The sequence below is a fragment of the Micromonospora sp. NPDC049089 genome (assembly GCF_040648775.1).
Classification (GTDB): domain Bacteria; phylum Actinomycetota; class Actinomycetes; order Mycobacteriales; family Micromonosporaceae; genus Micromonospora.
On the sequence record NZ_JBEZEH010000035.1, the window covers coordinates 1 to 16,621 of the forward strand.

Consider the following 16,621-nt stretch of genomic DNA (forward strand, 5'->3'; position numbering starts at 1 on the left):
GCCTCCATCTGGAGAGCAGGGCCGCAGTGCGTTTGAGCTGGGTCGGAACGCCTTTACTGTTTCATCTTGACACACTCACGGGAAGGCATTAAAGTATCAGATAGAAACAACGAAGCGAGCAGGGGAGACGGACATGGCGGAGAGCATCTACTGCGAGGTAGACGGCCAGCCCGGCGCCCGCTACGACGACCCCTACTACCCGGGCGAGGGCTACACCACCGACATGTGCCCCGGCTGCATCCGGGACCAGCGCCGCCAGGCCGAGATCGACGCCCGGCAGGCCGAGTTCGCCGACATGGACCCCGCCAAGGCGGAGGCCCTGATCGGCGCCCTCTGACTCCAGGCACGAACAGAGCGCGCTCCCCAGCCACACGGCCAGGGGGCGCGCTCGTTTGGTCGGTCCCAGGGTCGCCTACCCGACGATCACGGTGTCTGGTTGCCGCTGGTCGATACGGTGCCCGACATGATCCGTACCCGCCTCACTGCCGCCACCCTGACACTGGCCGTCGCCGTGACCACCGCCGGCTGCAGCGGCGACGCGGAACCAGCGGCAGCCCCGTCGGCCACGCCCACCAGCGCGTCCCCCACCCCGGCGCCCACCACCGCATCGCCCACGCCGGCGGCCAGCCCCAGCGCCGACCCGGACGTGCCGCTGAAGCTCGGCAAGAGCCGGCAGTCACCGGACGGGGCGGTCGTCTCCACCGTGTACGCGTACAAGCAGCCCGTCGCCAAGACAGCACCCCGGCCCGACGAGCAGAAGGGCTACGAGTGGGGTGCGGTCGACGTCAAGGTGTGCGTGAACAAGCACTACACCGCCGACGACATCACCGTCAGCAACTCCCCGTGGGTGCTGGTGTACGCCGATGACACGCAGATCGAGGCGTCGAGCACCGGGTATGACTCGTTCCCGGAGCCGGAGTATCCGTGGGGTGACAAGGCCCTGGCGCCGGGCAGGTGCGTGCGGGGGTGGATCACGTTCCCGGTGCCGGCGAAGAAGCGGCCGGTGGCGGTGGAGTACGCGGCGGACAGTGAGCCGGTGCCGCCTCGGTGGGCGGTTAAGTAGCCCGGACAGCACGAAGAACGCCCCGCCACCTCCGAAGAGGCAGCGGGGCGTTTCGTCGAGCCGGTCATCTCATTGGCGTGAGGACTCCAGGCTACCGCAGCGGCATGGGGTCCGACGTCGGTGTGACCTGCGGGCGGATGCCGAACAGGGCGAACCCGGCCAGCACCGCCGCCGACAGCGCACCGGTGACGCCGTCGGGGACGTTCATGCCGTACTCGGCGACCAGCGCCACCCCTGCCGCGATGACGGCGGTGAACAGGGCCGGGGCGACCGGGCGGGTGGTGAACGCGATGATGCACGCCGCAGCGAACGCGGTGATCGCGGCGGCCGCTCCGGCGTCGATGCCGGGCACGTTCAGGCTGGCCAGCACGGTGAGCGCGGCGCCGATGGCACCGATGATGAGGGCCGGTTCCCGGCCGAACAAAGACGGCTTCACGGTCTCTCCTAGGGTGTGAGCATGGCTGGGTTTCCGCAGCTCCGCGAGGCGGGCTGGTTGTACGGCGACGACCCGTACCGACCGCTGGCGCTGGTGCGCCTGTTTGAGCGGATGGACGGGACGGGCTGGGAGGTGAAGCTGAACTCGCCGGCCGAGGCCGAGACGACGATGGTCGACCGGCCGGACGAGGCGTCCGCGCGGGCCGAGCTGGAGCGGGTGTACGCCGACGGCGAGCAGTACGGGCGGTGGCGCAAACGCCAACCGGAGGCGTACTGACCTACAGGTGGCGGCCGTTGACCGTGCCGCCCGGGTCGCGGACCATCAGCAGCAGCGGCTCCGGCACGCCCGGCGTCGACAGGATCGCCGAGCGCCACGTCCGCAACGTCGCCACCGCGGCGTCGATCTCTTCGGCCAACACCCGCACCTGTGCCCTCGCCGCGGCCAGCTCGTTGCGAGCCGCGAGGGCTTCCCGCTCCGCCTCCGCTGTGCGCTCCTGCAACTCGTTGACCTGCCGCAACGCGCTGTCGGTGAGCAGGGACACCGCGTCCGCTCGGGTCTTCGGCCTGGTCAGCATCCCCGTGATCAGGGTGCCGATGACGCCCGCCAGCCCTCCGCCGCCGGCACACGCCGCGAGCACCGCCCACACGTTCCCCATCAGTGGCCCCCCGCTTGTTGCAGCACCCGGATCCCCCGCGCCACCTGCCATCCCCGCCACGCCGAGGCGCCAGCCCAGGACAGGCAGAACGCCACCGCGAACGTGGCCGCCGAGTTGGCGGATGCCAGCAGCGCCACCCCGTACAGCAGCGGGGCCGCCGTCTGCCCGTGCATGGCCGCCAGTTCCAGCACCAACGCCCGGTAGGTGTCGGGCAGGGCGATGCTGACGAGCCCGATGACGCCGGAGGCGAGCAGCAGCAGGTACCAGGTCCACAGGACCCACGTGTCGACGAGCTGCTCGACGGTGGTGGGTGGTTTCGCGCCGAGGACGAACGCCCCACCGGCGAGCGCGGACAGGATCAGGAACATGACCTCGTGGGGTCGGTGCCGGCCGGTGACGATGATGGTCGGCACCCGGCTACCCCTGCGCCGGCAGCAGTTCGCGCAGCTTGGCCAGCACCTGCTCGGCGGTCAGCTCCCCGGACTCCATCCGGCTGAGCAGATCGGCGATGCCATCGAGTCGCCCGGCCATGTCGGCGTCACGCCGCCGGTCCGCCTCAGCCGCCTCGTCAACGCGGGCGCGGATCTCGTCGAGCTGCGCCTTCGTGACACCCGACGCCTTCGCCACAGCCAGCAGGGTCTGCCCCAGCCACGTCGCTGCGGTGTTGCCTTGGACCACCGACCAACTGCTGTCCTTCAGCATCTGCGTGAGGTTGACCCCGTAACCGCCGCGCTTGGGGTCGAGTAGCGCGGCGTGCAGCTCGGCGATCTGCTTCTCTGCGGTTGCGGACATGTCGTCCCCCTCGATGAGTCCGATGGATTGCAGGTAGCGGCGGAACAGGGGCCGCTGGTCTCGGCCGGCCTTGATGGCGTCGCGGAAGAAGCTGAAGTGGGTGTGCCAGCGGTGCGAGCTGTCGCCGCTGGTGCGCTTGCCGAGGCGATCCCACCGCTTCACGGTGGTGCCGTTGGGGCTGTAGATGATCTCCCGGATGTCCCGGGTGTCCGGCGCGTTCGCCGCGCACTGGGCGACGCACCAGACGCTGAACGTCTGGAGGTTGTGGATTCGGCCGAGCGGGTCGCGGACCTGGAACGGGCCGACGTCCAGCCCGGCCGCGTAGTCAGTCAGCCCGGCCCGGTCGCGGGGCGACTCGACCACCGAGTAGTCGTTGGTGACGACCCGGTCCGATCCGCAGTGGTAGCCACCCCGGTGGGCCGTATCGCCGACGATGCCGACCTCGCCCGGGTCCAGGTCGTCGGGTCCGGGGGCGTTGTCGAGGTGCGTGAGGAGCAGGTTCCGGACGGCGAGGAGGTTGGCGGGTGCGCGGGTCATCGTCAGCACCTCTCCACGATCAGCTTCGACGACGCCGTGGAGAACGCGTCCATGGTGATGTTGCCGGTGCCGGACAGCCGGACCGCCGTCACACCAACCGTGATCTGCCCCGCGACGTTGGTGAACGTGCCCAGCAGCACGGTGATCAGGTTGGTGGTGAGGCACCCCTGGTTGGTCGTGTCGAACTGGGTACCCGCCGTCGTCAGCGTCGCCCCGGCCTCCCGGCGCAGCCGCAACTGGACGGTGTCACCGGCAACGGATGAGCGCACGTGTTGGTGCGCGACCACCTTGTACCGGGCCGCAGCCACGGCCGTGAAGGTGAACGACGTCACCACCGTCTCGGTGGTCGTGAACGGGCCCACGCCGGCGCCCGAGCCGCGCAGGACTTCACCCACCCAGCCGGGGGCGATCGACGCTCGCACATCGTCACCAGCAGCTAACGGCATGGCACCTCCCTCATCACAGGCCCACGATCGCGGGCACAGCCACCTGCACGGGTGTCCCCGCCGCGTGGGCTTTCACAATCCCGTTGACCGACCGGACGACCGTCGCGGTCTGCGGACTGGAAGCACCGGTGATCACGGTGACCGTGACCCGTTCCCCGCCCACCATCAGGTCGAAGGGGAACGCCGCAGCGCGGACCGTCCACAGGCCCATTGCCGCCGGGGTGGCCAGCAGCATCGTGGTCGCGGTGGACGTCACCGACGACGACAGGGTTGCCCCGTCCGCCGTGACCCGCTGCGGGCCGTCCACCACCGCGAAACTCCACGCCGCCGCCGGATCGGACGTCACCACCGCCGACCACGCCGACGGGCTGATCGTCTCCGACCAACCCATCACCAGCCGGTCAATGTCGCCCGGTGGGTGCGGGAACGGCGGGTTGGTGCGCACGATCCGCGACCCCACCCGGCACGCCAGCCACGCCCCGACCAGGTCCCGGTTCGCGGCCAAGTCCAGGGGGAACGTCTGCTCCTGCAACCCCGGCAGCGTGCCCTGGTACACCCGCAGCGACGCGTGGTCGCGCAGCTGCCCGTCCGTCTCCACGTTCAGCGACGCCGAATCGTCGTACAGGCCCACCTTCTGCTGGTGGGGCACGTTGTCGACGGTCACCTCAATGCCGTCCGGCCTGCTGATCGCCCACCGGTTCCGCAGCCGCTGATCGTCGAGGGCCGGCGCGAGCACCTCCACCTGCCCGCCCGAGGTGACGCAGTACGTGGCCAGGTCAACCGTCATGGCGACCGGCCGGTTGCGCCGGGCACCGTGCGGCAGGTACGCCAGCCCGAACCCGTCCTCAGCGAGGATCCCCTCGTCGGCCTCGGCCGCCTCCTGGAGCAGCTCCAGCACCCCGGCGGTGCCCTGCGGGCCGAGCCGCTCGCTGGCGCCGGGGAACACCGTGACGGGGATACCTTCCTCCGCGCACAGACGCGCGATCCGCGCCGAGGCGGTCTCGCCCGCGTACCCGAACGCGGCAGCAACGGCGGTGTCCAGCGGCGGCGGGATCACCGACACGGCGACGTGCTGCTGTGCCATGTCCGCGCCGCCCTGCGCAGCCGCGGTCAACCCGATGGTGTCGATGGCGGGGAGCGTCATGTTCCCCGCGGTGGTCCCGAAGTTGACCATCACGCCGTCGACGTACACGTTCCACGACACCTTGGTGGCGTTCTGGTAGACGTCCCAGCGGACGTGATGCGGCTGCCCGTCGTAAAGGGTCGCAGCGGTTGCGGTGACCTCCGATTCGCCGTTCATGGCCACGTCGACACCGCGCACACTGGGCAGCAGCAGCAACTGCGGCCACCCCAGCGACCCGCCCAGGTAGGACGGGTTCGCGTCGACCGTGGCGTCACCCGAGTCGGTGCCGCTCCGGTACATGAAGTCGACCACCCAGCGACCCGGGTTGGCCGGCATGACCACCCGTCCCCAGATGACCGTGAGACCGGCGCTCCCGGACCGGGACAGCGCCTCCGGTAGCCACGGGGCCATCTCCCCGCGACCCCACTGGGCGAAGGTGAGCACCGCCCCGGACGGGTGGGTGCCGGTGAACGGGAACATGGGCGACCGACCAACGGTGGCCGCGCCCTCCCGCACCGACTGCCCATCCTCCAACGTCCAGTACGCCACTGGTGACGTGGTGGGGATGTACCGGGCCGGCGCTGACCGGGCAGGCTTCGCACCCTGTGACAGGCGGCGGAGGATCCCCGACGCGGTCACCCGCACGAACGAATCCAGGCCGCTGGTCGTGGGGGTGAACACGGGCTGCCACTGGTCGGCGTACCCGGCGAGCCGGTCGTACCAGATGCCCGCCCACCGGATCCGATGCAGCAGCGGGGTGCCCCGGTCCACGTTCGGGAAGTAGATGGAGAGCGGGTTGCCGGGTATCAGCGCCCCGTCCGGGCTGTCCAACGTCAAGGTGCCGGAGCTGGGCGACGCCTGCCGGGCCCCCGCCGACAGCCCCGCCCGGATCCGCACCGGCTCAGCCCGAGTTCGCGACGACAGGTCCGTCCACGACCAGGCGGTGCGGCCAGCCGACAGGTTCGCGCCGAACGCCGCCCACACCTGCGTCTCGAAACCATCCTCCGACTCCTCGTCACCGAGGATCGCCGCGGCGACCAGATCGGCGATCAGCGCGTGGCCAGCGTTGGAGAAGTGGACTTCGTCGGCGTACAGGCCGGCGGCGATGGCGGCCGGGGTGCCCTGGTCGGGGATGCTGGGCCGCAGGTCGAGAACGAGGACGTTCGCGTCGGCCAGGTCCACCGCGTCGATCTGGGTCATGTAGTTCGCCCAGAGGGTCGCGTCGGCGGTGCCCCGCTTCGGCATCTTCAACAGCAGCACCGTGCCGGTGAAGCCGGCGGCGCGGGTGTCGGCGATCATCTGGTTCAGGGCGGTTTTGAACTGGGCCGCCGTGGTGCCGGAGGTGGAGTCGTTCGCACCCCACGGCATGATGAGCAGCTGCGCGCCCTCCACCGCACCCAGCGCCGTCCACCAGGCGTTGGAGCCGGTGAACGTGGCCAAGGTGCTGCCGTGCCGGGCAGCGTCGACCACCCTCACGCCGGCGTTGGTGTCGCCGTTGTAGACCATCAGGCCCTCGGGATACACCGGCCCGGGGCTGGTCACGGTCGACGCGGCGCGGGACACCACCACCGTGTGCGCCCCCACCGACAACGTGCCCGAGTCCCAGATGAGCTGGCCGCTGATCACGGTCCCGTTGACCCCGTCAACGACCGTCTCGGCGCCGCCGTTCAGCTTGATGCTGTACTTCCCGACCGACGCGCCTTTCGTGCCGTAGAGCTTCGCTCGGGTGCCGGTGAACGTGAACGTCACCGACTCGCCCGCGACGATCGCGGCGGCCCGGATACCCAGCCCATACGAGGCCGTCGTCACCCCACCCGTCGCCGTACGCGGGTAGTCGCCGTACAGGGGGCTGACCCGCGGGGACGCCGAGATATACGGCACCGCCGCGCCCGTCACACCACCCGGCTGCAACCGGGCGCGCAGCTTCTGCTGCAACAGGTACTGCCAGCGGGTCAGCACCGACGTGGCACCGGTGCCCTCGCTGTTGGAGTCACCGATCACCACGATCGAGGCGACGGACGACGACGCGTCCAACCCGAGTGGACTACTCACCTACGCCTCCCGTCGATACCAGCGGTGGCGCGGGCTGCGCACACTGTCACGGTGACCCGTCTCCGCGTGTGGCTGACCCCGGCAACCGTCCTCATCGCGCTCGCCCTGGCCGCCGTCACCGTCGGCTTCTTCCTGCGCGGCGTCGACACCATCCAGGGGTGGTTCGCCGAACCCACGCCGGCGGCGAGCCCGCAGCCGACGTACACGGTGCCTGGGGCGATCCGCCTGCCCGCCGGCCAGTACGCCGCCCAGGGGCAGGCCTGCCAGGGGACCGCCGCGCGGCCGGACGCGCAGATCGTTGTCACCGACCCGAGCGGCGCGACCATCGCCTACGCCCCACTCGACCCGGGGCGGCTCGTTGACGGGGCGTGTGAGCTGCCGTTCACGCTGGTCGTGCCCGCAGGCAAGGGCGAGTACGGCATCGACTTCCCCGCGTACGGGCTGATGCCCTACACCGAGCAGGAAATCGCCGACCTGCTGGAGCTGACCATCGGCTAGGACCCGAACGCCACGTTCGGGTCGCCGCCGTAGTAGATGCGGGTGTGCTCCCGAATCGCCTGCATGATCGGGTCACCGTCACCACCGATCCACCGGGCGACCAGCGGAGCCGGTGCCGGAGCAGCCGTCGACAGCCCATACCCGCCAGCCGTCGCCGCACCCAATGGAGTGCCGGCGACCAGGGCTGTCACCCCGCCAAGCTCCGACCGCAGAGCGGGCAGCTCACCCCGGATACCCCGGATCAGACCGCCCATGATTGACGACCCGGCCGGCTCCAACAGCTTCCGGTCACGGTCCGGCGGGCCCTTCCAGTCAGGGATCACGCTCGTCACGTAGTTCAGCGTCGACTGCAGCGCACCGAGGGCTGAACGGATGCCGTTGATCAGCCCGTTGATGATGCTGCGGCCGGCGTTGTAGAGAAGGCTGCCGAGGTTGCCTACCGCCGAGGTGATCCGCCCACGAAGGCCGCTGAACGTGCTGGCCACCGAAGACAACGCCCTGCGCGCACCGCCGGTCAGCTTGTCCCACAAGCCGGTGAACAGGCGGATCGTCGCGCCGACCATGGCTTCAACCCGCTGCTTCACCGTGGCGTTGCCGCCGGTGAAGATGCTCACGATGTGCGCCCACCCCGCCGCGATGGACTCCCGGAGGTCCTTGACCCACTGGAACAGCCCACCGAACGCGGCGCCCAGCCCGTAGATCAGGTCACCGGCGATGCCGATGACGTGGTTGATCAGGTAGAAGATGACGTTCAGGGCGTCGGCCGCCGCCGGGGCCAGGGCCGCCATGACCCCCAGGAACGTCCCCAGCGCCTGCCCGAGCGGACCCAGGTTCAACGCGATGACCTCGATGATCGGACCGGCCGCCTGGACCGCTGCCAGCAGGCCAGGCATCACGGCCTTCACGAAGTCGGCGAACCCCTGTGCCAGGCCCGGTATGTACGGGCCGATCGCCGCGAACATCTGCTCCAGGCTCGGCCCGATGTCGATCACGAGCTGCTTCAGGATCTCCATTGCCCTCAGCAGTGGGCCGGGCTTGCCCGGTTCACCCAGCAGCGGGGCGGCAGCCTTCTGCAGGGTCGACTTCATCGTCGCGCCGAGGTCCGCCGCTGCCGCCTTGAAACGCGGGTCGTCCTTCACGCCCACGATGCCCAGGGCGATCACGCCACCGCCGAGCGCGGCGAGGATGCCGCCAGCGAGAGCAGCGCCGATCAGCGGCCCAGCCACGGCCGCAGCAGCGACCAATCCGACGAACGCGGCCGGGCCGGCGAGGGTGGAGATGCCGCTGCCGAGGCTGCTGACCACACTGCTCGCCAGGGTCCGGCCGATGGTTTCACCGGCAGTGTTGATCCTGCCGTCGCGCAGCGACTTGTCGACGTCGACGTCCGCCTCGACACGAGCGCGGACGGTCCGGGACACCTCGGCGACCTGCGCCCGCAACTGCCGCTCGTACTCGGCGCGGCCGGCCGGCTCGGTGGGCACCTGAGCGGACAGGCTGGCTTCCACCGCGCTGATCGCGGCGGACACCTCCGCACGCAGGTCGTCGGTGTCCGCCCCAACGTCGATCTTCACCGCTTCGCGGGTCAGCGAACCCAGTTCCCGGCGGACGTCGTCCTGCAACGCCTTCGTCAGCGGGTCCAGGCGCACCGGCAGCGTCGGCTCCTGACCGGGTCGGACCGGCACCTCATCGGGGATATCGCTGGGGCGGATCTGCGGCTTGACGGGCACGCTGACTGTGGTGCCGGCGAGGGCATCCGCGATCAGCGTGTCCAGCTTCGACCCGGCGAACTCCCGGGCGATGTCCTTCTTGAGGGCGCGCGCGAAGCCCTTCGCCGAGGGGATCAGCGACACGTACGCGGTTCCAGCCTCCGTAGCCACGTCACCCCCCAGCGTTGATCAGTCCGAGTCGTTGCAGGCGGCCCACGTACTCGCGGCGCCGCTTCTCCGCCCGCGCGTCCGGGCGCTTCAGCGGCTTCGGCTTGGAGCCCTTACCGCCGCCGCGCTGCCAGTTCGCCCCGGCCAGCAGCTCCACCGCGCTGGCCAGCAGGTGGTCGGCGGTCGACCACCTGCCGGCGTCCCCGTGCAAGGCGACACCGAGCGGTGAGTCGGGCGGGAGATGCCGGATCAGGGCGAGTAGTTCCCGGCGGGTCAGTTCGCCGGTGACGGCTTGGCGGAGCGACGTGCCGGGGTAGTACCGGCGGAGCGACGCGTCGAGGGCCTCGCCGTGCTCCCGGATGAGCTGGGCGAGGCCGGCGATTCCCCCGGCTTCGTCCCCGAGTGGGCCTGCCAGCGGCGGAACAGCTCACCCATCGCCCCAGCTGGCTGGGGCAGCTCCTCGAACCGCTCCCACTGCTCGGGGCCGAGGCCACGACGGAACAGCGTCTGGATCGCGTCGACGTCGCCCTGGTCGGCGACCTCCATCACCCGCCAGTCGGTGTCCTGCGCGTGGGGCAGCTCGAAGTCCTGCCCGCCGTAGCGGAACCGGTACGGCTCTTTGCGGTGCTCGTCGACATAGGCGTCGAGGTCGAAGACGTCAGTCATGGGCGGGCGCTCCAGGATCGGGTGCGGGCGGGTTCCACAGGTCGGCGGCCCGGTCATCTGCCGGGCTCCGCGCCGCCGGTGGTTTCTTGCCGGCGGCAGCGAGCAACGCGCTGACCTGCTTGTTGCGGTCGGCCGAGCCGGTCCGCGCCGGCTGAGGCTGGATCAGGCAGCACAGCAGCGCGACGGCCTGGTCGCCGGTGAAGCCCTCGTCAACGAGAGCCGTGAACATGGAGTGAAGGTCAGCGGCGTACTGCCGCTGCGCTTCGGTGGTGGCCACGGGTGGCCCCTTCCTCGCGGGCGCGTGCGGGCTTGAGCACCGGCGGGCCCCGCGCCCGCAGACGGACCCGCCGGTGCGATCAGGGGACTACGGGGTCGCCATCTGGGCGTCGATGAAGTACCGGTACGCCACCACGCCCGAGTTGTCCACGTACGCGGACAGCGTCCACTCGTAGACCGTCACGCCCTCCGACGACCAGACCACGTCGCCGCGTTCGGTCACCTCGGCCTTCGGCAGGAACACGCGCTGCACCCGGGTCGCCCCGTCGGTGCCGTGCAGCACCCACGCCCGGACATCCGTCGCCGCCGGCTTCTCCGCAACGCTCGCGCCCTCGGTGGTCGACGTGATGGTGCTCCCCGGGTACTGGATGCCCAGGGTGAACAGGGAAGTCTCCGCCGCCGCGAACGTGAACGTCTTCGTGAACTGGCCGGGGATCCGCCTGGCCAAGGCGTTGCCCTGCCAGATGAACACGTCGGTGCGGTCCTGGTTGGTGGCCTCGGTCAGGCCATCGCTGGAGATCGCGCCGACTTCCTTGTACCCGGCCGCCAGCGCGGCAGTGGCGTTGGTCGGGGCGGTGATCACACCCGGGCTGGTCGCGGCGTGCGTAGCCACGAGGCCGTCGGTGTACGCCCTGATCAAATCGATGTTGACCGGCATGGGTCATCCTCCTGCGTGCATGGTGAAGGGCCCGACGGTCGCCGGGTACTGGTCGCGGGCGCGACGTGACTACGCGGGCCGGCCGCGCAAACCGATCTCGACGGTGAGCTGAGTGATCGTCCGGGCGGCATCCGCCGGATCCGGCACCGGCGTCGGACCCGCGAACGTGGCCACCCGGTAACAGGTCACCGGGCGCGGCCAGTCCGGCACCGTCACGTCCTGGCCGCGAACACCGCGCAGCAACGCCCACACCAACTGGGCCAGGTCGTTCCGGTTCTTCTCGTCAGTGGTCGCACCGGTGGAATACCAGACCTGCGCCTGCAACCGCGGGGAGTCCGCCACCATGTGCAGCTCCACCCCGCCGAGCCGGCGGATCCGCACGAACTTCGTCGGCGACGAGCCGGGGGCGACCTTCGTGCCGACCGTCACGCCGGCCGCGTACGGCTCGGTCCGCTCGGCCAACCGGGCACGCAGCCAGGTCACCGCGACCAGCTCGGCGTCCGGGTAGAGCGCGACCGCGTCCATCAGGCGTCCCGGGCGGCGTCGATGCCGCTGGTGAGGATGCCGTGCTTGGCTTCCACCGCCAGGCCCGACGGGTGGTCGAGGGTCACCCGGGCGCGAGCTCGCTCCGAGCCGGCCAGGACTGTCACGGTCACCGGCAGCGCGATCCGGCCAGGGACACCCTCCACGCGTATTCCGGCAGCCTCGACGGCGTCCGCGACCGCCAAGGCCTTGCGGCCGAGCATCTCCTGCATAGCCTCGGACCGGAGCAGGTCGCGCAAGCCCCGCCGATTCACCCGCACCCGCTCCACCTTGATGGTCATCCGTCGACCCTCCTCAGTAGGAACTTGGCGTGCCCCGAACGACCACCAGGGATGACCCGCCACACGTTCGGCTTACCGTCGATGTCGTAGGTGATGCCGTCGAAGACAACCCGCTCCAGTGCCGCGACCTCAAGGTCATTGGTGTGCACCTGCCACGCCGCGGTGACCGCGTTCCGGTCGACCACGTCCTCGCTCGCCGGCGCTGGACGCACATACGCGACCCGATCCCGGGTTGTCGCGCCCTCATCCGGGTCGTAGGTGAGCACCTCGTTGCCGTAGCCGTCATCAACGAGCCCCGGAGTCACGATCGTGATCTGGTGCGGCAACAGGTATGCGGGCAGCACGTCCTCACACCCCCCTCTACTGAACGGTGCACCCAGGGCGGATCGTGAAGGCACCTGACCGACGTATGCCCAGGGCCAGCCACAGGCGGGCGATGTCGTCGGAGGTCAGGAAGGGCGCGGCCAGGGTTTCCGACGCGTAGGTGACCGTCTCCGAGAAGTCATCGAGTTGCAAGGCCACCGACCGGCGACCATCCGCGTTACGGAGCATCCGCCGCGCCACGTCGAGGGCGACCGGTTTCAGCGGCGACAGATCCACCAGCGCGTCGTACCGGTCGGCGCCCACCTCGGTGCGAATCAGGGTGGTGACCAGCTCCCGCACGAGCGTTCCGGTTGCCTCCGGGACGGAGGTCTGCGCCCAGGCGTCCAACTCGGGCAACGTGAACAGTTCCGCCTCGCTGATCTCAGAGGCTCCTGCTGGCGCTGGCATCAAGTACCTCCCCGGTCAGGTGCCGGTTTGCGGTGCCGGTTGATCAGTGGCGCTGGCCTGCGCCCGCAACTGCGCGTTCTCGGCGCGCAACAGGGCGGCCTCGCGCTGCGCCAGCCACAGCTCCAGCGCCAACTGGCGCACGTCATCCAGGGTCAGGTCCACAGCCGCCCCCTCACGCCGCAGCAATCGTGGTGACCGTGCCGCTGCTGCCGCGCCACTTCAGCGCGCCGCCCTCGGCGTAAAGCACCCCACCGCCGGTCGGGTTCGACGCCGGCACGGTGGTGGCGTTGCCGACACCCACCACACCGACACCGCCGCCGAGGCTGGTCGTGTTCAACGTCAACGAGCTGACCGACGACGAGCGGCGGGCCACAAAGCCCGGCCCGAGCGTGATGTTGCCCGTCGACCGGGACACCACGATCGGGGTGTCGATCAGCACCCCAGCGTCGTCGTAGCGCACGAGCTGCCAGTTACTGCCGGCGTTGGCGCCCGCCTCAGCCTCGTTCGTGCTGCGGATCTTCCACCGGCGGTATTGGTCCGCGCCCTCCGAGTCGAGGCTGAACATCAGCCCCTTCTCCGTGCCCGCCGGAGCGGACAGGCGCAGCTCCTGCCCGTTCGAGCAGCGCACGACGAAGTCCGCGAGGTTCGTCATGATCAGCGTCTTGTCGAGGCCAGCGATGGCGTTGTCAACGGCGGGGTTGCCAAAGCGCACCTCAAACCGGGTCTGGATCGCACCCGTGCTGTCCGGGGTCTCCACGCTCCAGTGTTTGTGGTTCGAGCCGTGGTTGTTCGCCTCCCAGTGCGCCCCCGCCCACACCACCGGCTTCATCGTGCCGACCGGGTTCCGGTTCACGTCGTACCCGCCCGCGGGGAAGTACCAGGCCTCCATGGCCTTGGCGTCCTTGCGCATCAGGTGGTGACGGACCGTCTCGCCGTACGAGTTGTAATCGGCCCGCTGGTACGAGTACAGGTTCAGCCGGCCGGTCGAGTCGAACTGACCGACCTGCCCGTCGTCCTCGCCGCCGGCGAACGACGACGGGATCGACACCGACCCCACCGCGCCCGTGCCGACGATCTGCTCCAGCGCCTGCAACCGTGGCTCCGGTGCCGCCAGCACCCGGAAGATCGGCCCCCCGTCGACCGACGCATACAGCGCATCGGAGTCGTCGCGGGGCCCCCGAAAGTCGAGCTGCCCCCCATACGCGTCCAGCCGGGTCTGCGAGTTGACCAGGGCGTCGTCATCGTCCGGGTCGTCCGTACCCCGCTCGGCGAACACAGGCGCGCGGTTCTGGCCGGCACCGTCGAGGTAGTAGACGATCAGGCCATTGGATGCCTGGTCGCCGTTGGGGCGAAGGATGTACCGACTACCGGAGTCGGGAAAGCGCCTGGACGCCACGGGGTCTCCTCGCAGGTAGTCGCACAGATGACGCAGGTGGGCCGGACGGCGGGGAGGAAAGCCGCCCGGCCCGGCACCTGCTACTCGGTCGGAATACCGGCCTCGGTAAGCGCCGCAACCACGTCCTCGCGGGACGCGTCCGAAGCCACCTCGACGTTGTTGCGCGCGGCGTACTCACGCCACGCCGGCGCACCCGACCCGGCGCCACCCTTCGGCGGCGGGCCGTCAGGGTCGGCGACCGGCTCGGCCGGAGTGGACGCCTGCTCAGCGCCCTCCCACACGTCCGGGTTCGTGATGGCCTTCTCTGCCCACGGCTCCGGATCCCGGTCGGGCCCGAAGACGTGCATCGCGCCGTGCTCGTCCGCGACGTGCACGAACGTGTTCAGCTTGCGACCCATCAGCGTCACCCTTCCGATCAGGCCACGTCGGCGGCGAAGGTCAGGTCAGGGTTCGCGAGGACCGGCAGGCCGATCGTCGCGGCCTTCGTCCACACCGCCACCGGGTCCTTCGTCGAGTAGGCGCCGGCCACGATGCCCGGCTCGTCACCCGACAGGCCGAACTCCGGCTCCAGCGACTCAGCAGTCGTGCCGTGCAGCGTCGCGCCCAGCTCGCTGGACTCCGGCGCATCCGGGTTGCCCGGCGCCGGCAGCAGGACCACCCGGTCCACCGGGATCACACGCGTCGCCGCACCGTTGACCCGCACCTGCGCGTCGTACAGCTCGATCGGCGGCAGGCCGTAAGCCGCGAACACCGCGTTCACCGTGGTCTGCGACACGATCGTCGGGGTGCCCGCGGTCGTCGCCGCCAGCGCCCGGATCTCCGCGTTGCGCAGCAGGTAACCGAGCACCGTGGTGGACATGAGGATCGCGCCCGGGGCGACACCGTTCGCGGTGATGTAGGTCTCCCGCCACGACAGCAGGTCCGCCAGCGGCGTCGCCGACGCGACCGTCGACCACAGAACGCCCGGAGCGACCGTGTGACCCCCCGCGCGACCGAAGTCGACGGTCGCGACCACCCCGTTCTCGGAGATGGACAGCTGACCCCGGTAGAGGGCCTCGCCGCGGGCCAGCTCCAGCCGGGCGGCGACCGCCCGGGCCATCCGCGCGGCGTCCGACAGGATCGCATTGCGGATCGCCCCGTTGTCGCGACGCTGCCGCAGCCGGTCGTACTCGCCCAGACGGATCTTCCGGGAGATGGGCGGGAGTTCCCCGGTGATCCGGGTGACGCCCGGCCGGGAACCGATCGGCGACTCGGCGTCGTAGGCGCGGAACGTCGCCGCGTCGATCAGCCCCTCACCGCCGCGGGTGAACCGGTACTGGAGGTCGTCGACCTCGCTACGCGGCAGCCACCGCGCGAGGGAGAACACGTTGCGGTCGTAGTCGGCGATGGCCGCCCGGACGTATCCGGTCAGCTCGGCCGGGGTGACGTAGTCCTGGTTGAGCAGCATGGGTTACCTCACCCCTCTCAGACGAACTGGATGCGGCCGGCGACGTCGGTCTTGCCGGCGGCGTCGATGGCGATGGGCAGCTTGGCCTCCACGATCCGGCCGTGGTCGAGCAGCGCGCCCTGCACGTCGACCGTGGTGGCGGGCGGGGCGTCCACGGCGCACAGCAGGAACCCAACGAGGGTCTGCCGGCCGTCGGTCGCGGCGTCGTTGTACGGCCCGTACAGGCCGACCACGCCACCTTGACCGGTGCCGGTGATGACACCCACCGGCAGGCCCGACGGGAAGTACCCGTTCGGGTAGTGGGTGCCCGCCGTGAACATGCTGGTGTCCAGCGTGATCGAGCGGGCCGAGCTGGTGCCGTGCTCGGACCCCAGCCAGGACTGGTCGTCCTGCTGGAACGTCTCAGTCACAGGGCTGAGATTCATCGCAGCAACTCCCTACGTTGCAGTCGTGTTGGTGTGTTTCTGCTGGTACAAGGACTTCCCTGCGGCCACCGACCCTCCAGCGCCCGACTCCGAGCGGGCACCCTGCGACGGGTCCGGCTTCGGGGCCCTCCGCTCCGGTGCCGCCGCGGTCGGGAAGTCCCGCAGGATCTCGTCGGCGTCGGCCGCCAACTCCTCACGGGTGGAACCGACCAGCCGCTTCGCCTGCGCCGGGGTGAGGCCCTTCTCGTGGGCGACCTCCAGGCGCGTGGCCCGCAGCTCCGCCTCGGCGGCACGCTGCTCGGCGGCGGCACGCTTCTCCGCCTCGGTCTTGTCCGCCTCGACCTTGGCCTGCTCCGCCTTCTCGTACTCGGTGAGCTTGGCCTGGGCGTCGCGCAGCTCCTTGCGAGCCGCGTTGCGTTCTGACTTCATCCGGTCGATCGCCTGCTTACCGGCGTCACCGGTACCCGGAGGAACCTCCGGGTCGTCACCCTCACCACCCGGCTCGACCTCGCCCGGGTCATCCGGGGAGGCGCCACGGACCGGCCAGATCGGCTGGCCATTGCGGCGCAGCCCCAGAGCGGTCAGCCCGGTACGAGGGTGGATGGGCAGATCCGGCCCGAAAGCCGGCAAGTGGATCCTCATTCGTGACTCCGTTGCGGGGTCGGCCCCGACGCCTTGCGCG

General features: G+C 70.4%; 25 protein-coding genes. 4 read left to right on the forward strand and 21 right to left on the reverse strand.

All coding sequences use genetic code 11. The annotated features are described in order from the left end of the window. The first annotated feature begins 133 nt into the window (after positions 1-133). A complete protein-coding gene (locus AB0B48_RS08875; RefSeq protein WP_357198046.1) occupies positions 134-337 on the forward strand; it encodes a hypothetical protein in 204 nt (67 codons plus the stop codon). 126 nt (positions 338-463) lie between these two features. Next, positions 464-1,063, forward strand: coding sequence for a hypothetical protein (locus AB0B48_RS08880; protein ID WP_357198049.1), 600 nt, complete (start codon positions 464-466; stop codon positions 1,061-1,063). Between the two features lie 91 nt (positions 1,064-1,154). On the opposite strand, the gene AB0B48_RS08885 is transcribed toward AB0B48_RS08880, so the two are convergent. Next, complete coding sequence (locus AB0B48_RS08885) at positions 1,155-1,499, reverse strand: hypothetical protein (RefSeq protein WP_357198052.1); 345 nt, start codon at positions 1,497-1,499, stop codon at positions 1,155-1,157. A 21-nt stretch (positions 1,500-1,520) separates the two neighbouring features. Here AB0B48_RS08885 and AB0B48_RS08890 point away from each other — a divergent pair, with 21 nt between their 5' ends. Further along, positions 1,521-1,775 carry a hypothetical protein gene (locus AB0B48_RS08890; RefSeq protein WP_357198055.1) on the forward strand — a complete coding sequence of 85 codons (255 nt, stop codon included), beginning with the start codon at positions 1,521-1,523 and terminating at the stop codon, positions 1,773-1,775. 1 nt (position 1,776) lies between these two features. On the opposite strand, the gene AB0B48_RS08895 is transcribed toward AB0B48_RS08890, so the two are convergent. The 5 genes from AB0B48_RS08895 to AB0B48_RS08915 are packed head-to-tail and all read right to left on the reverse strand — an operon-like array spanning position 1,777 to position 7,104. Beyond that, entirely contained in the window at positions 1,777-2,154 is a 378-nt protein-coding gene (locus AB0B48_RS08895; protein ID WP_357198058.1) for a hypothetical protein, read from the reverse strand. Continuing rightward, positions 2,154-2,567 carry a hypothetical protein gene (locus tag AB0B48_RS08900; protein WP_357198061.1) on the reverse strand — a complete coding sequence of 138 codons (414 nt, stop codon included), beginning with the start codon at positions 2,565-2,567 and terminating at the stop codon, positions 2,154-2,156. The genes AB0B48_RS08895 and AB0B48_RS08900 overlap by 1 nt, the downstream gene beginning before the upstream one ends. Positions 2,568-2,571: 4 nt before the next feature. Further along, complete coding sequence (locus AB0B48_RS08905) at positions 2,572-3,483, reverse strand: hypothetical protein (protein WP_357198064.1); 912 nt, start codon at positions 3,481-3,483, stop codon at positions 2,572-2,574. Between the two features lie 2 nt (positions 3,484-3,485). Beyond that, positions 3,486-3,929, reverse strand: a complete 444-nt coding sequence (locus tag AB0B48_RS08910) for a hypothetical protein (RefSeq protein WP_357198067.1) — start codon at positions 3,927-3,929, stop codon at positions 3,486-3,488. A 13-nt stretch (positions 3,930-3,942) separates the two neighbouring features. Then, positions 3,943-7,104, reverse strand: coding sequence for a hypothetical protein (locus AB0B48_RS08915; protein ID WP_357198070.1), 3,162 nt, complete (start codon positions 7,102-7,104; stop codon positions 3,943-3,945). A gap of 51 nt (positions 7,105-7,155) precedes the next feature. Here AB0B48_RS08915 and AB0B48_RS08920 point away from each other — a divergent pair, with 51 nt between their 5' ends. Further along, on the forward strand, positions 7,156-7,602 hold the full coding sequence (locus tag AB0B48_RS08920) for a hypothetical protein (RefSeq protein ID WP_357198072.1): 447 nt from the start codon (positions 7,156-7,158) through the stop codon (positions 7,600-7,602). Here AB0B48_RS08920 and AB0B48_RS08925 read toward each other — a convergent pair. The 15 genes from AB0B48_RS08925 to AB0B48_RS08995 form a co-directional block, all read right to left on the reverse strand. Further along, a complete protein-coding gene (locus tag AB0B48_RS08925; protein WP_357198075.1) occupies positions 7,599-9,479 on the reverse strand; it encodes a hypothetical protein in 1,881 nt (626 codons plus the stop codon). The two genes, AB0B48_RS08920 and AB0B48_RS08925, sit on opposite strands and share 4 nt — an antisense overlap. Position 9,480: 1 nt before the next feature. Continuing rightward, positions 9,481-9,687: a hypothetical protein gene (locus AB0B48_RS08930; RefSeq protein WP_357198078.1), complete on the reverse strand. Its 207-nt coding sequence runs from the start codon at positions 9,685-9,687 to the stop codon at positions 9,481-9,483. A gap of 62 nt (positions 9,688-9,749) precedes the next feature. Further along, the gene (locus AB0B48_RS08935) at positions 9,750-10,142 is read right to left on the reverse strand and encodes a hypothetical protein (RefSeq protein ID WP_357198081.1); all 393 of its coding nucleotides are present in this window, start codon (positions 10,140-10,142) and stop codon (positions 9,750-9,752) included. Then, positions 10,135-10,419, reverse strand: a complete 285-nt coding sequence (locus tag AB0B48_RS08940; RefSeq protein WP_357198084.1) for a hypothetical protein — start codon at positions 10,417-10,419, stop codon at positions 10,135-10,137. The genes AB0B48_RS08935 and AB0B48_RS08940 overlap by 8 nt, the downstream gene beginning before the upstream one ends. A gap of 87 nt (positions 10,420-10,506) precedes the next feature. Beyond that, a complete protein-coding gene (locus AB0B48_RS08945) occupies positions 10,507-11,076 on the reverse strand; it encodes a hypothetical protein (RefSeq protein ID WP_357198087.1) in 570 nt (189 codons plus the stop codon). Positions 11,077-11,145: 69 nt separating this feature from the next. Then, positions 11,146-11,601: a hypothetical protein gene (locus AB0B48_RS08950; RefSeq protein ID WP_357198090.1), complete on the reverse strand. Its 456-nt coding sequence runs from the start codon at positions 11,599-11,601 to the stop codon at positions 11,146-11,148. Beyond that, positions 11,601-11,900: a hypothetical protein gene (locus AB0B48_RS08955; RefSeq protein ID WP_357198093.1), complete on the reverse strand. Its 300-nt coding sequence runs from the start codon at positions 11,898-11,900 to the stop codon at positions 11,601-11,603. Before AB0B48_RS08955 ends, AB0B48_RS08950 begins: the two co-directional genes overlap by 1 nt. Then, entirely contained in the window at positions 11,897-12,244 is a 348-nt protein-coding gene (locus tag AB0B48_RS08960; protein WP_357198096.1) for a hypothetical protein, read from the reverse strand. The genes AB0B48_RS08955 and AB0B48_RS08960 overlap by 4 nt, the downstream gene beginning before the upstream one ends. A gap of 16 nt (positions 12,245-12,260) precedes the next feature. After that, positions 12,261-12,671: a hypothetical protein gene (locus tag AB0B48_RS08965; RefSeq protein ID WP_357198099.1), complete on the reverse strand. Its 411-nt coding sequence runs from the start codon at positions 12,669-12,671 to the stop codon at positions 12,261-12,263. A gap of 15 nt (positions 12,672-12,686) precedes the next feature. After that, positions 12,687-12,833 carry a hypothetical protein gene (locus tag AB0B48_RS08970; protein ID WP_357198101.1) on the reverse strand — a complete coding sequence of 49 codons (147 nt, stop codon included), beginning with the start codon at positions 12,831-12,833 and terminating at the stop codon, positions 12,687-12,689. A gap of 10 nt (positions 12,834-12,843) precedes the next feature. Then, the gene (locus AB0B48_RS08975; protein WP_357198104.1) at positions 12,844-14,067 is read right to left on the reverse strand and encodes a hypothetical protein; all 1,224 of its coding nucleotides are present in this window, start codon (positions 14,065-14,067) and stop codon (positions 12,844-12,846) included. A gap of 80 nt (positions 14,068-14,147) precedes the next feature. Next, positions 14,148-14,465 (reverse strand): hypothetical protein, encoded by a 318-nt coding sequence (locus tag AB0B48_RS08980; protein ID WP_357198107.1) that lies wholly within the window; start codon positions 14,463-14,465, stop codon positions 14,148-14,150. Between the two features lie 17 nt (positions 14,466-14,482). Beyond that, positions 14,483-15,514: a major capsid protein gene (locus AB0B48_RS08985; RefSeq protein ID WP_357198110.1), complete on the reverse strand. Its 1,032-nt coding sequence runs from the start codon at positions 15,512-15,514 to the stop codon at positions 14,483-14,485. Positions 15,515-15,531: 17 nt separating this feature from the next. Then, the gene (locus tag AB0B48_RS08990; RefSeq protein WP_357198113.1) at positions 15,532-15,924 is read right to left on the reverse strand and encodes a head decoration protein; all 393 of its coding nucleotides are present in this window, start codon (positions 15,922-15,924) and stop codon (positions 15,532-15,534) included. Between the two features lie 27 nt (positions 15,925-15,951). Then, positions 15,952-16,581 (reverse strand): hypothetical protein, encoded by a 630-nt coding sequence (locus AB0B48_RS08995; RefSeq protein WP_357198116.1) that lies wholly within the window; start codon positions 16,579-16,581, stop codon positions 15,952-15,954. Positions 16,582-16,621: the final 40 nt, after the last annotated feature.

What these genes read in the sequence shown, in the direction of transcription:
- AB0B48_RS08875 (WP_357198046.1), top strand. Translation starts at nt 134, where the DNA reads ATGGCGGAGAGCATCTACTGCGAGGTAGACGGCCAGCCCGGCGCCCGC.
- AB0B48_RS08880 (WP_357198049.1), top strand. Translation starts at nt 464, where the DNA reads ATGATCCGTACCCGCCTCACTGCCGCCACCCTGACACTGGCCGTCGCC.
- AB0B48_RS08890 (WP_357198055.1), top strand. Translation starts at nt 1,521, where the DNA reads ATGGCTGGGTTTCCGCAGCTCCGCGAGGCGGGCTGGTTGTACGGCGAC.
- AB0B48_RS08895 (WP_357198058.1), bottom strand. Translation starts at nt 2,154, where the DNA reads ATGGGGAACGTGTGGGCGGTGCTCGCGGCGTGTGCCGGCGGCGGAGGG.
- AB0B48_RS08905 (WP_357198064.1), bottom strand. Translation starts at nt 3,483, where the DNA reads ATGACCCGCGCACCCGCCAACCTCCTCGCCGTCCGGAACCTGCTCCTC.
- AB0B48_RS08910 (WP_357198067.1), bottom strand. Translation starts at nt 3,929, where the DNA reads ATGCCGTTAGCTGCTGGTGACGATGTGCGAGCGTCGATCGCCCCCGGC.
- AB0B48_RS08935 (WP_357198081.1), bottom strand. Translation starts at nt 10,142, where the DNA reads ATGACTGACGTCTTCGACCTCGACGCCTATGTCGACGAGCACCGCAAA.
- AB0B48_RS08945 (WP_357198087.1), bottom strand. Translation starts at nt 11,076, where the DNA reads ATGCCGGTCAACATCGATTTGATCAGGGCGTACACCGACGGCCTCGTG.
- AB0B48_RS08950 (WP_357198090.1), bottom strand. Translation starts at nt 11,601, where the DNA reads ATGGACGCGGTCGCGCTCTACCCGGACGCCGAGCTGGTCGCGGTGACC.
- AB0B48_RS08955 (WP_357198093.1), bottom strand. Translation starts at nt 11,900, where the DNA reads ATGACCATCAAGGTGGAGCGGGTGCGGGTGAATCGGCGGGGCTTGCGC.
- AB0B48_RS08965 (WP_357198099.1), bottom strand. Translation starts at nt 12,671, where the DNA reads ATGCCAGCGCCAGCAGGAGCCTCTGAGATCAGCGAGGCGGAACTGTTC.
- AB0B48_RS08980 (WP_357198107.1), bottom strand. Translation starts at nt 14,465, where the DNA reads ATGGGTCGCAAGCTGAACACGTTCGTGCACGTCGCGGACGAGCACGGC.
- AB0B48_RS08985 (WP_357198110.1), bottom strand. Translation starts at nt 15,514, where the DNA reads ATGCTGCTCAACCAGGACTACGTCACCCCGGCCGAGCTGACCGGATAC.
- AB0B48_RS08995 (WP_357198116.1), bottom strand. Translation starts at nt 16,581, where the DNA reads ATGAGGATCCACTTGCCGGCTTTCGGGCCGGATCTGCCCATCCACCCT.